Source organism: Pantoea jilinensis, from assembly GCF_019104105.1.
Lineage (GTDB): Bacteria > Pseudomonadota > Gammaproteobacteria > Enterobacterales > Enterobacteriaceae > Pantoea > Pantoea eucalypti.
Map to the genome: position 1 here is coordinate 2,165,322 of NZ_CP077746.1, position 13,061 is coordinate 2,178,382.

General features: G+C 56.4%; 10 protein-coding genes. 6 read left to right on the forward strand and 4 right to left on the reverse strand.

Going from position 1 to position 13,061, the window contains the following annotated elements; all coding sequences use genetic code 11:
- Positions 1-163 precede the first annotated feature (163 nt).
- On the forward strand, positions 164-1,093 hold the full coding sequence (gene tus, locus KTJ90_RS10200; protein ID WP_003853450.1) for a DNA replication terminus site-binding protein: 930 nt from the start codon (positions 164-166) through the stop codon (positions 1,091-1,093).
- A gap of 44 nt (positions 1,094-1,137) precedes the next feature.
- Here the strand turns inward: tus and fumC are convergent, their stop codons facing one another.
- Positions 1,138-2,535: a class II fumarate hydratase gene (gene fumC, locus KTJ90_RS10205; protein WP_003853448.1), complete on the reverse strand. Its 1,398-nt coding sequence runs from the start codon at positions 2,533-2,535 to the stop codon at positions 1,138-1,140.
- Positions 2,536-2,732: 197 nt separating this feature from the next.
- Here fumC and manA point away from each other — a divergent pair, with 197 nt between their 5' ends.
- Positions 2,733-3,908 carry a mannose-6-phosphate isomerase gene (gene manA, locus KTJ90_RS10210; protein ID WP_003853447.1) on the forward strand — a complete coding sequence of 392 codons (1,176 nt, stop codon included), beginning with the start codon at positions 2,733-2,735 and terminating at the stop codon, positions 3,906-3,908.
- Positions 3,909-4,040: 132 nt separating this feature from the next.
- Positions 4,041-5,540 (forward strand): YdgA family protein, encoded by a 1,500-nt coding sequence (locus KTJ90_RS10215; RefSeq protein ID WP_039660294.1) that lies wholly within the window; start codon positions 4,041-4,043, stop codon positions 5,538-5,540.
- Positions 5,541-5,582: 42 nt separating this feature from the next.
- Here KTJ90_RS10215 and malI read toward each other — a convergent pair whose 3' ends face one another.
- Positions 5,583-6,608: a Mal regulon transcriptional regulator MalI gene (gene malI, locus KTJ90_RS10220; protein ID WP_008926237.1), complete on the reverse strand. Its 1,026-nt coding sequence runs from the start codon at positions 6,606-6,608 to the stop codon at positions 5,583-5,585.
- 174 nt (positions 6,609-6,782) lie between these two features.
- Here malI and malX point away from each other — a divergent pair, with 174 nt between their 5' ends.
- The 3 genes from malX (at position 6,783) to add (ending at position 10,700) form a co-directional block, all read left to right on the forward strand.
- Entirely contained in the window at positions 6,783-8,372 is a 1,590-nt protein-coding gene (gene malX / locus KTJ90_RS10225) for a maltose/glucose-specific PTS transporter subunit IIBC (protein WP_003853444.1), read from the forward strand.
- 16 nt (positions 8,373-8,388) lie between these two features.
- A complete protein-coding gene (locus tag KTJ90_RS10230; protein WP_078804374.1) occupies positions 8,389-9,561 on the forward strand; it encodes a MalY/PatB family protein in 1,173 nt (390 codons plus the stop codon).
- 143 nt (positions 9,562-9,704) lie between these two features.
- Positions 9,705-10,700, forward strand: a complete 996-nt coding sequence (add, locus tag KTJ90_RS10235) for an adenosine deaminase (protein WP_003853442.1) — start codon at positions 9,705-9,707, stop codon at positions 10,698-10,700.
- A 295-nt stretch (positions 10,701-10,995) separates the two neighbouring features.
- Here the strand turns inward: add and KTJ90_RS10240 are convergent, their stop codons facing one another.
- Together KTJ90_RS10240 and araC are read right to left on the reverse strand one after the other, a co-directional pair.
- Entirely contained in the window at positions 10,996-12,042 is a 1,047-nt protein-coding gene (locus KTJ90_RS10240; protein WP_003853441.1) for an oxidoreductase, read from the reverse strand.
- Between the two features lie 79 nt (positions 12,043-12,121).
- Complete coding sequence (gene araC / locus KTJ90_RS10245) at positions 12,122-13,039, reverse strand: arabinose operon transcriptional regulator AraC (protein ID WP_003853440.1); 918 nt, start codon at positions 13,037-13,039, stop codon at positions 12,122-12,124.
- Between the last annotated feature and the right edge of the window lie 22 nt (positions 13,040-13,061).

Sequence of the window (13,061 nt, forward strand, 5' to 3'; positions counted from 1 at the left end):
ATGTTCTGCGATAAGCCAAAATGCGTGATCTCCTTTTCGCTGGCAGGCCAGACAGACCGCACGGTTTTTTGATTAAACCTTATAGTATGTTGTAACTATATGGCGCTTGCATCCTTCCGACGCTTCTGCCACATTGTGGACGTTGTAACTATGGAGGCACAACATGACGCGCTATGACTTAGTGGCTGATATGCATCAGTGTGTTAACGATCTGGAACTGGCACTGGGTGAATTGCGTCAGCAGATTGAAGCTACACCCTTGCTGATCGCCCGTGTCTTCAGCCTGCCGCCCGTGGTTAAAGGCCGCGAACATGAGGCGATTACCCGGATTGCCGTTGAGCAGCATCTCGGTGAGCGCGCGTTAAAGATGGCGCTTGACCACTACTGCCGCCTTTTTATGCAGCACCAGTCTGAACAGCTGAGCACGAAAGCAGCCGTACGCTTACCCGGCGCACTCTGTATTGAATGTGATGCGCAACAGGAAGCGGAAATCGTCTCGCTGGTCGAACTTATCAACCAGCTGAAAGCAAGGCTGGAGCAGCTGATTACCGTGGATTCAGGGCTGCCGAGTGAAGCGCGTTTTGAGTTTGTCCACCAGCACCTGCGCGGGCTGATTACCCTGAATGCCTATCGCACCATTACCCTGCTGAGCGCGCCAGACAGCCTGCGTTTCGGCTGGGCCAACAAGCACATTATCAAGAATCTCAGGCGCGAAGAGGTGATCGCCCAGCTGGAAAAAAGCCTGAAGTCGGGACGGGCGAAGGCACCGTGGTCACGGGAACAGTGGGCGGAAAAAGTGCAGGAAGAGCTGGCAAGCGTACGCGCCCTGCCCGCTTCGGCACGGCTGAAAATCAAGCGTCCCGTAAAAGTTCAGCCGGTGGCTCGTGTCTGGCGCGCGGATGAACAGAAGCAAACGCAACTCGCCTGCCCGTCGCCAATACTGGTGATCTGTCGCGATCGCACTCAGGTTCCGGCGCTGGGCGAGTTACTCAATTACGACGCCGATAACATAACGCATCGTCATAAACCGGCCGCTGAGCCACTGAATTTGCTGATACCCCGCCTGCATCTGTGGGTTGATTGCCCCCTCTGAATAAAAAAGGCCAGCATCTGCTGGCCTCTGACTCATCCTGAATATCAGGACTTCATGCTGCCGACCATCTCTTCCGGCCGGACCCAGGCATCAAACTCTTCTTCGGTAAGATAACCCAGCTTCAGCGCGGAGCCTTTTAACGTCAGCCCCTCTTTGTGCGCCTTCTTGGCAATTTCTGCCGCTTTGTCATAGCCAATATGAGTATTGAGCGCCGTCACCAGCATCAGTGACTCGTTCAGCAGCTGGTCGATACGCTCGCGCACCGGCTCAATGCCGACAGCGCAATGATGATTAAAGCTGTCCATGCCATCTGCCAGCAGACGAATCGATTGCAGGAAGTTATGGATCACCATCGGACGGAACACATTGAGCTCAAAGTTACCGGACGCGCCGCCCATATTAATGGCGACATCGTTGCCCATCACCTGGCAGCAGAGCATGGTCATCGCTTCACACTGCGTTGGATTCACTTTGCCTGGCATGATGGAGCTACCCGGTTCATTTTCAGGAATAGCAATTTCGCCGATGCCGCAGCGCGGACCGGATGAGAGCCAGCGCACATCGTTGGCGATCTTCATCAGTGAAGCAGCCAGCCCTTTCAACGCGCCATGCGCATGCACCAGCGCATCACAGGTGGCCAGCGCTTCAAACTTGTTAGGCGCAGTGACAAACGGTTGCTGCGTGAGGTCGGCCAGCGCCTTCGCCACGCGCACTGCATATTCCGGGTGGGTATTCAGGCCGGTGCCAACTGCGGTTCCGCCCAGCGCCAGTTCCGCCACGTGCGGAATGCTCTGTTCGATATGCTTCAGATTATGCTCCAGCATCGCCACCCAGCCGGAAATCTCCTGGCCCAGCGTCAGCGGCGTCGCATCCTGCAGGTGAGTACGGCCAATTTTGACGATATCTTTAAAGGCGTCAGACTTCTGGCTCAACGTCTTTTTCAGTACCTGAATTTGTGGGATCAGCTGTTCGCGCAGGGCAATCACGGCGGCGACATGCATCGCCGTCGGGAAGACATCGTTGGAGCTCTGGCTCTTGTTCACATCGTCGTTGGGATGGACCAGGCGCGACATACCGCGCTCGCCGCCGAGGATTTCACTTGCGCGATTCGCCAGCACTTCGTTCATGTTCATATTGGTCTGCGTGCCGGAACCGGTTTGCCAGATTGCCAGCGGGAATTCATCCGCATGCTTGTCCGCCAGCACTTCATCCGCCGCGCTGATAATCGCATCGGCGCGATCTGCGGGCAGCAGGCCCAGATCGCGGTTCACGCTGGCGGCGGCGCGCTTGGTCAGTGCCAGTGCATGCACCAGCGCGGTCGGCATTTTTTCAGTTGAGATGCGGAAGTGTTCCAGTGAGCGCTGCGTCTGCGCGCCCCACAGTTTGTCTACCGGTACGTCGATGGGGCCCATTGAATCTTTCTCAATGCGGTTGGCTGCCATGAATACGTCTCCTTCACCTTGTTTTAAAGAATGACCGCCTGGTCCGTGATCACGATCGGCTGCCAGGCAGTCAGAATAGTAATATACAATAATTTAACATTATCAGAGCTTAGCGTCCTTTTGCGCTGGATATGTATTTTTACCGGTAGTTTCTGCTTTAATAGCCGCAATAATTTCCCGTGATAAAGGATTATGCGATGCAAAAAATGAACAATTCGCTGCAAAACTACGCGTGGGGCAGCAAAACTGCGTTGACTGAACTTTATGGGGTTGAGAACCCAAAAGGGCTGCCGATGGCGGAACTCTGGATGGGCGCACATCCGAAAAGCCCTTCAACCGTTATTGATCAGGGCAGCGAGCGTTCTTTGCGTGACGTGATTGATGCTTCGCCTGCGGCGATGCTGGGCGATGCGGTGGCGCAGCGTTTTGGTGAATTGCCTTTCCTGTTCAAAGTGTTATGTGCCGATCAACCGCTGTCGATTCAGGTTCATCCCAGCAAGCATGCCGCCGAAGTGGGTTTTGCGCGTGAGAATGCAGCGGGTATTCCACTGGCTGCGGCTGAGCGCAATTATAAAGATGCCAACCACAAGCCAGAGCTGGTCTACGCGCTGACTGCGTTTCAGGCGATGAATGGCTTTCGCACACTGACGCAGATGGTTTCACTGCTGGAACCGGTGGCGGGCGCACATCCACAGATTGCGCATTTTTTGCAGCACCCTGAAAAGGATACGCTGGCCGCGCTGTTCTCTACCCTGCTGTCACTGGAGGGCGAGGCGAAATCGCTGGCGCTGGGCGTGCTGAAATCTGCGCTTGACGTGCAACAGGGCGAGCCATGGGAAACCATCCGTATGATTGCGGCAGAGTATCCTGACGACAGTGGCCTGTTTTCACCGCTGCTGCTGAATGTCATTACCCTGCAACCTGGCGAGGCGATGTTCCTCTACGCGGAAACCCCGCACGCCTATCTGAAAGGCGTGGCACTGGAGGTGATGGCAAACTCCGATAACGTCCTGCGGGCCGGTTTAACCCCGAAATATATCGATATTGCCGAGTTGATGGCTAATCTGAAATTCGATGAGAAGCCCGCTAATGCGTTGCTGACAGCGCCGGAGCACCAGGGCAACACACTGCGCTTCCCGATTCCGGTCGACGATTTTGCCTTTGCTATTCACAGTCTCAATGCACAACCCCAGTCGCTGGCGCAGCAGAGCGCCGCGATAATGTTCTGCATCGAAGGCCAGGCCGTGATCGCCAAAGGCGAGCAGCAGGTGACGCTGAAGCCTGGCGAGTCCTGCTTCATTGCCGCCAGCGAATCACCGGTTACGGCGGCTGGCACGGGCCGACTGGCGCGGGTGTTTAACGACTTAGGGTGAAGCGGCTGACGGCATGCCTGTTAACTGCTATTATTTCAACCTATTAGCTTTTAAACGCCTGCGGGCGTTTTTCTTCGGTCGCCAGGCTAAACCTGCGGCATAAGCGGACTCAAGGATAAGGACGAATCAGCAATGAAAAAGACCAATGTTGCCGTAGGTGTGATCATCGCACTGGGCGTAGTCTGGACTGGCGCGGCATGGTTCACCGGCAAGCAGATTGAAAGCCACAGGGACCAGCTGGTGCAAAACGCCAACGCTCAGCTGAATGCTTATGCCCCGAACAGCCGACTGAAGATCAGCTATCAGGACTATCAGCGCGGCGTGTTCAGCAGCAAAGTAAATCTGGTGGTTCAGGCCAGCTCACAGACGGAAGATAATCCGCTGCTGAAACCGGGTCAGAGCATCATCCTGAATGAGACTATCGATCATGGTCCTTTCCCGTTCGCGCAGCTGAAGCATTTCAATCTGATCCCAAGCATGGCGTCCGTTCATACCGAACTGGCTAACACCGATGCGGTGAAAAAACTGTTTGAACTGACCGGGAACAAGTCTCTGATTAACGCAGACACCCGCATTGGTTACAGCGGCGCCACGGATACCGCGCTGCGCGTCTTGCCGGTTGACTATCAGAATGCCCAAACCGGCGAACGCCTGGCCACCAATGGCGGCACCTTCAACGTCAGTGCAGATAACAAAGGCGATAAAGTGTCGCTGGACGGTGACGTTGATAGCCTCGCGCTGACCAGCAAAAATGAGATGGGCCAGCCTGTCCTCTTCACCATTAATGGTCTGAAGCTAAGCGGTAACACACATCTCAGCCCGGAAGGCGTGCGTATCGGCGACCAGTCGGTAGACATTGAGAAGGTGAATGCCAGCATCAATGGTCAGGATGCCCTGACGCTGAATAAAATGAAAGGCACCTCCTCGTTCGATAATAGTGCCGGTAAGATTGGCGGCAATATCGATTACAAGGTTGAAGGCGTTCAGCTGCAGAAACAGGATTTTGGTCAGGCAGCCCTGAAAATGAAGCTGTCCCAGTTTGATGCCCAGGCAGTCAAAGCCTTCTCCGATCGTTACAACGCGCAGATGCAGGAACTGCTGAGCCAGCCTGGCGTTGCGGAAGACCCTATTCGCTATCAGGCGGGCGTTCATCAGATTCTGATGAACAACCTGTCGATGCTGCTGAAAGGCTCGCCATCCATCAGCATCGCTCCGCTGAGCTGGAAAAACGATAAAGGTGAAAGTACCTTCAATCTGACCGCCAGCTTCAACGATCCGTCCACCGTCACCGGCGAAGCGCAGACCCTCAGCGCCATGGTTGATCGGGTGCTGAAAAGCCTGGATAGCAAACTGGTCATCAACATGCCGATGGCCACCGAAACCATGCGTAAGGTAGGTCTGGCTGAAGGTTATCAGGCCGACGACGCGCAAAAGCTGGCGGATCAGCAGGTGAAGGGTCTGGCGGCGATGGGTCAGATGTTCCGCCTGACTCAGCAGCAGGATAACAACATCGTGACCAGCCTGCAGTATGCCAACGGTCAGGTGAACATGAACGGCGACAAGATGACGCTGGAGCAGTTCATGTCCCGCTATATGCTGGGCATGCCCACCAGCGAAGGCATGCCACAGTAATTGCGCTGTCTTCCATCAAAGGCGACCTCCGGGTCGCCTTTTTTATGCCGACCCGCGAATAACCAGCTGTGGCGGCATAATCACGTTTTGCCGGGCGGCGTCAGGATGCGCCATCCGCTGCAGGATACGATCTGCGGCCACGCGGCCAATCTCCCGTGCGGAACTGGTGACAAACGTCAGAGGGGGATCGGTGAGTTCCGCCTGCGGTTCATCGCCAAACCCCATTAAAGCCAGTTGTTGATCGTAATAGCTGTCGACTGCACCACGGGAAAATGTGCGCCCGGTGCGCATCAGCCCAAAATAACACCCCAGCGCGGTAGTGGCATTGTAAGCCAGCACGGCGGTCAATCGGGGATGGTGCTGAAACAACTGGACCGCCGCTTCGGCAGCCTCTTTCTGGGTACTGCCGCATTCAATAATCCATTCAGGCCTGAACGGCAGACCATATTGCAGCAGTGTGGCGCAATAGCCGCCAAGCCGTTCCGCCCGCGTCAGTGAAGCGCTATGGCCGCCCAGCCAGGCAATCCGCTGATGTCCCTGACGAATCAGGTATTCAGTGGCAAGACGCGCAGCCTGAGCATTATCGGGACGGATAGCGTCCACCTCTTCCAGGCTACTGGCGCGCGCGGCGCAGACTAACGCCATATTCAGTTCGCTGGCTCTCGTCACAATCTGGCTGGCCTTGTCGGCACCGCCTCCCAGCACTATACCATCCACCCCATGAGCGACCAGTGACTCAAAGCAGCGATGCAGATGCTGCCCCTGAGCACCGCTTTGCGTCAGGAACAGCAATTTGCCCTGCTTCTCCAGCGCTTCGCTCAGACCTGCCGTCATCTCGGCATAAAACGGCTGACTGAGATCGCGGACAATCAATCCAATCACACCACTCTCACCGCCACGCAGCATGGTCGCTGAACGGTTACGGACGAAGCCGAGTTGCTCAATGGCCTCATTCACGCGTGCCATGGTGGCCACAGAGATCCGTCCTTTACCGGATAACACCAGCGATACCGTGGTCACCGAGACGCCCGCCGCCGCCGCAACATCATTGATGGTGATTTTACTCATCAGATTACTCAACTGAACTACAGCATTAGAAAACAAGGTAAAACGTTACACCTTATGACGTCAGAATAATATCACCCATGACCTGAGGATTGTGATTCAGCGCGCATAAGATCCAGGTAAAACGTTTTATCATCCCGCCACTTTACTCAATGGTCCTTTTATCCAGGAGCGTTCATGTCACCTTCTCACCAAAAAATGTCCGTCTGGGAATTTTTCCAGAGTCTGGGGAAAACCTTTATGCTGCCGGTTGCCCTGCTCTCATTCTGCGGCATCATGCTCGGGATTGGCAGTTCACTGAGCAGCCATGACGTTCTGACTCTGTTACCTGTGCTTGATCACTCCTGGCTCCAATATCTCTTTCTGTGGATGGCCAAGCTGGGATCGTTTGCCTTCAGCTATCTGCCGCTGATGTTCGCTATTGCGATTCCGCTGGGTATGGCGCGCGAGAACAAAGGTGTTGCAGCGTTTGCCGGTTTCGTGGGTTATGCTGTATTAAACCTCAGCATCAACTTCTGGCTAAATATCAATGGCATTCTGCCGACCACTGATGCCGCCCTGCTGAAAGCGAATAACGTTCAGCCGATCATGGGGATTCCGTCGATCGATACAGGCATACTGGGTGCGGTGATTGTGGGTATCGTCGTGTTCTGGCTACACGAGCGCTTCCATAACATCCGACTACCCGATGCGCTGGCCTTTTTTGGCGGCACCCGGTTTGTCCCGATTATCACCACGCTGGTGATTGGGTTAATGGGGCTGGTCGTGCCGCTGATCTGGCCATTTTTCGCACGGGGCATTACCGGATTAGGCTGGATGATTAATAGCGCGGGTGACTTTGGCCCGATGATTTTTGGTACCGGCGAACGCCTGCTACTGCCGTTTGGCCTGCAGCATATTCTGGTGGCGATCATGCGCTTTACCGATGCAGGCGGCACACTGGATGTGTGTGGCAGGAGCGTCAGCGGTGCGTTAACCATTTTCCAGGCGCAGCTCGCCTGCCCGGAAACCCACGGTTTTGCTGAAAGCGCGACCCGCTTCCTGTCTCAGGGCAAAATGCCGGCCTTCCTCGGTGGTCTGCCTGGTGCCGCCCTGGCCATCTATCACTGCGCCCGGCCGGAGAATCGCCATAAGATTAAAGGTCTGTTAATCTCTGGCGTAGTGGCCTGCGTGGTCGGCGGCACCACTGAACCGATCGAATTTCTGTTTCTGTTTGTCGCCCCCTTCCTCTATCTTATCCACGCTCTGCTGACCGGTGTTGGCTTCACCATCATGGCGATACTCGGGGTTACTATCGGCAATACAGATGGCAATATCATCGACTTTGTCGTGTTTGGTGTACTACACGGCCTGTCGACAAAGTGGTACTGGGTACCGGTTGTTGCAGCGATATGGTTTGCCGGTTACTACCTGATTTTCCGTTTCGCCATTCTGCACTTCAACATCAAAACGCCGGGCCGGGAAGTAGAAAATACCAGTGCGGTTGCGCAGCAGGTCAGCAATGCCGGTAAAGGTAAATCGGGCTATAACTCACCGGCTATCCTGGCGGCGCTGGGCGGCGTTGAGAATATTACCTCGCTGGACAACTGCCTGACACGTCTGCGTTTAACCATGGCGGATATGAGTAAGGTGGACGATGCGGCGCTGAAAGCCAACGGCGCGATTGGGGTTGTGCATCTCAATCAGACCAGCCTGCAGGTGGTCATTGGCCCGCAGGTGCAGTCGGTGAAAGATGAACTGTCACACCTGATGAATGTGACTGCATGATGCGCTGGAGCCGATAATGTTTAACTTTGACGAAGTCATCGATCGCCGTGGCAGCTGGTCTACGCAGTGGGATTTTGTGGCTGACCGCTTTGGCGTATCCGATCTGTTGCCATTTACCATTTCCGATATGGACTTCAGAACAGCACCAGCGGTTCAGCAGGCGCTGGCGCAGCGCGTGGCACACGGCGTGTTGGGTTATAGTCGCTGGCAGCATGACGATTTTCTTTCCGCCTGCTGTCACTGGATGTCCAGTCGTTTCGGCTACCAGCCCGATGCTGACACGCTGGTTTATGGCCCGTCAGTGATCTATATGGTGGCGCAGATGCTGCGTCGCTGGAGTCACCTGGATGATGAAGTGGTACTTCATACTCCCGCCTACGATGCCTTTTATAAAACTGTACGCGGCAATCAGCGACAGGTGCTGGAGATGCCGTTGCAGCGGGATCGCGGGCGCTGGCGATGTGATATGGCCGCGCTGGAGACGCGACTGGCGCGCCCGCGCTGCAAAATCCTGTTGCTCTGCAGCCCCCACAATCCCACCGGCAAAGTCTGGACGACAACGGAGCTGCAACAGATGGCGGCGCTCTGCGATCGTCACGGCGTGCGGGTGATCAGCGATGAAATCCATATGGATATGATCATGGGTAATCAACCCCATACTCCGTGGGCCAGCGTGGCACGCAGTGACTGGGCGCTGTTTACCTCGGCGTCTAAAAGCTTCAACGTGCCGGGCCTGACGGGTGCGTGGGGCATCATCCCGGATGCGGCGGACAGAGCAGCCTGGTTTCAGGCGCTGAAAAATGCTGACGGCCTTTCGTCTCCGGCGGTGCTGGCCGTCACGGCACACGTTGCCGCCTACCGACATGGCGAGCCGTGGCTGGATGCGCTACGCAGCTATCTTTACGGCAATTTCACGCGGGTTGCCGATCGCCTCAACACTGAGTTTCCCGGACTTGACTGGCACATCCCTGAAGCGACCTATCTCGCCTGGATCGATATGAATGCGCTGGGTATTCCTGAAGAGGCACTGCAACAGGCGCTGATCCAGCAACGGGTGGCGATTATGCCCGGCTCAACCTACGGCGACGCAGGCAGCGGGTTTCTGCGTCTTAACGTTGGCTGTCCGCGTAGTAAGATTGAAGATGGCATTTCGCGCCTTATTGCGGCGATACATCAGTTGCAGGGCTGACATCCATCGGCGAAGTGGCTCTCACTCGCTGGTTATGGGTAATTAAGCAGCATCCGGCGAGGCTGTTGCGCAAATAGCTGGCGCTGTTGCGCAAGATATTTTTATAATGCTCTGCACTTCACCGACAACTGAGCGAGTGCGCCATGATCGATTCAAAAATCCCACTGACTGATATTCACCGCCACCTTGATGGCAACATTCGTGCACAAACCATTCTCGATTTAGGTCGCCAGTTTAACCTTACCCTGCCCGCCACCACGCTTGAGACTCTGCTTCCGCACGTGCAGGTCGGCGAGAATGAACCTGACCTGGTGAGCTTCCTGCAGAAGCTCGACTGGGGCGTGAAAGTGTTGGGCGATCTGGATGCCTGCCGCCGGATCGCGCAGGAGAATGTCGAAGATGCCGCGCGCGCCGGCATTCACTACACTGAACTGCGTTTTTCCCCTGGTTATATGGCGATGACCCACAACCTGCCGATTGCCGGTGTGGTCGAAGCGGTGATCGAGGGCGTACGCGCAGGTCGGCAGCAACACGATATCGACGTGCGTCTGATTGGTATTATGAGCCGTACCTTTGGCGAAGATGCCTGCCTCGGCGAGCTGGAAGGTTTGCTTGCCCATCGCGATCACATCACTGGGGTCGATCTGGCGGGAGATGAGCTGGGCTTCCCGGGCAGCGAGTTCCTGAGCCACTTTACCCAGGCGCGCGATGCCGGCTTCCGCGTTACCGTACATGCGGGCGAAGCGGCTGGACCAGAGAGCATCTGGCAGGCGATTCGGGAGCTGGGCGCTGAACGTATTGGTCACGGTGTGAAAGCGATCGAAGATCGCGCGCTGATGGATTTCCTGGCGGAGCACCGGATTGGTATTGAATCCTGCCTGACCTCCAATATTCAGACCAGCACTGTGCCCTCACTGGCGCAGCATCCGCTGAAAACCTTCCTGGAGCATGGCATTCTGGCGACCATCAACACGGATGATCCGGCGGTTCAGGGCATTGAACTGGCGCATGAGTATCAGCACGCCGCACCGGCTGCCGGTCTGAGCGCAGCGCAGATGCGTCAGGCGCAGGAGAATGGTCTGACGATTGCCTTCCTCAGCGAGGCTGAGAAAGCGGCTATCCGCGCACGCGTGCAGTAATCCTGAAGCGTAGCGACAAAAAACGGGCCGGATAACCGGCCCGTCACTCTGCTGCCCCAACACACTCCGGGCAATTCTGACAGCCACGCATATGCTTGACGCGCAGGGAACACGGTCAGAAGAGGAAAGCGTCCCGCGCCAGGGCGGCGAGGGCCGAGCATGCCATGGATGGCGGCTTTTGCGTCTTTCCGATCTGGCCGTGCTCCCTTCGCTGGCTCGGTCTTGCAGTTGGCGCTGCTAATAAAACGGGCCGGATAACCGGCCCGTTCTGCTTTCTGCATTAAGCACCTACAGATCAGACGCGCTTCAGCGACATCGTCTGGCGTTTCTCAGCGGATTGCAGACCCAGTTCAATCAGCTCCATCACCTGAATCGCCTCTTCCGCCGTCACCGGATTGTTACCGCGTCCGGCAATCGCATCGCGGATGCCCGCATAGTAAGCGGGATAGTTGCCCGGCTGAGTCAGTTGAGTAGTTTCCGTCAGTGAATCACCGTCAACTAACGTCAGCGTGCCGTCGCGCATGTCATAACCCCAGTCCTCCTGCGGCGGGAAATCCCCCGACTTCAGGCGATCTTCCTGTGGGTCCAGACCATATTTGACGTAACTGCCGCGCGTGCCGTGGACGGTATAACGGGCAGATTCTGCTGCCACCAGCATGCTGGCGTGCAGCACCACGCGGCGCTGCGGGTAGGTCAGCGTGGCGTGGAAGTAGTCGGTGGTCTGCGCGCCCGGACGCATCTCGGCCAGGTCGACATTAATAGCGACCGGCGGGCCAAACAGCTGCAGCGCCTGGTCCAGCAGATGTGGCCCCAGGTCATACCAGATTCCGCTGCCTGCGCCCTTCATTTCGCGCCAGCGATTACGCACTTCCAGACGGAAGCGGTCAAAGTGCGATTCGAAATAGCGCACTTCACCCAGTGAGCCTGTCTCAAGGAGGGATTTCAGCGTCAGAAAGTCACTGTCCCAGCGGCGGTTATGGAACACCGATAGCAGCAAACCTTTGGCTTTCGCCAGCGCATCCAGTTCGCGCGCCTGTGACAACGTCACGGTAAACGGCTTGTCGACCACCACATGTTTACCGGCGTTCAGCGCCGCTTTTGCCAGCGGGAAGTGGGTGTCGTTGGGGGTAGGAATAACAATCAGTTGCAGCGTAGGGTCGTCCAGCAGCGCCTGAGGATCGGCCACCACTTTAACAGCAGGCCAGTCGGCGTGGACTTTGCTGGCGTCGCTACTGGAAATGGCTGCCAGCTCGACGTCCGGTGTCCCTGCAATCAGCGGGGCGTGAAACGTTTTACTGGCAAAACCGTAGCCGATCAGACCAACACGTAATTTATCGCTCATTTTGATTCCTCTTTGTCGCTAACCTGATTGATTTAAGACTATTAACCAGGTGAGGACAAGGCGGAATCTCCCGAAAAAACTAAGAGATAGCACTCCGCGCCAGGGGCCAGGCCGTCTGCGCCGCCAGGCTGTCATGTGCGTCCTGATTGCGGCGGCGGAAATCGCTGGGACTGACACCAACACGCTTGCGAAACACGCGCGAGAAGTAGAGCTGGTCGTCGTAACCCACTTCACGCCCTACCGAGGCGATCGGTTCCTGGGTGGTCTGCAGCAACAGTTTGGCGCGAATAACGCGCTGATCTTCACGCCAGCGCAGCAGATTTACACCCATCTGCTCGCGGAACAGGTGTGCCAGCCGCGACGGTGACAGGCAGACGTGACGCGCCACCTCTTCAATCTTCACTTCGCTGGCAAGATGGTTGGTCACATACTGGCAGGCTTCAATTACGCGTGGATCGCGGATGAGCTGATGACTACGCGGATCTTCTTCAACGGCACGTAGCAGTAGTCGCTCCAGCAGGTTCATCGCCAGCTCTTCCGCAAAGCGCCGACCCGAATTATGGGTCTGTTCGATACTGGCAAACAGTCGGTCAAATTCGCCACGCAGTGACTCAGGCAGCAGCAGTCGTCCCACACCCTCCTGCTCATCCTGCCAGCGCAGCCAGTCGTGCCAGTAGGCGCGCGGACGGAAATAGACCCAGCGGTGGAACCACTGCGGACTGTCCGGCGCGCGACCATAGTAGTGGGCGGTTTTTGGCTGAAACAGCAGCATTTCGCCAGGCTCGCAGTCAAATGCCCGCTCGCCGTCGAATACCCGCCCTTTGCCTTTAATGGTGAGATTCAGAATGTAACCTTTCATGCCGTGCGGGCGGTCGATAAAAAAATCGAGCGGACCATCGGCAGTGATGGGCGTCAGCCCTGCCACCAGCCAGGCATTGAATGAATAGCCCGGCAACAAGGGGTTTTGCTGCTCAGCCGGTAATTCGCGGTGATACATAGCGTCCTCACTCAGTCTGTTA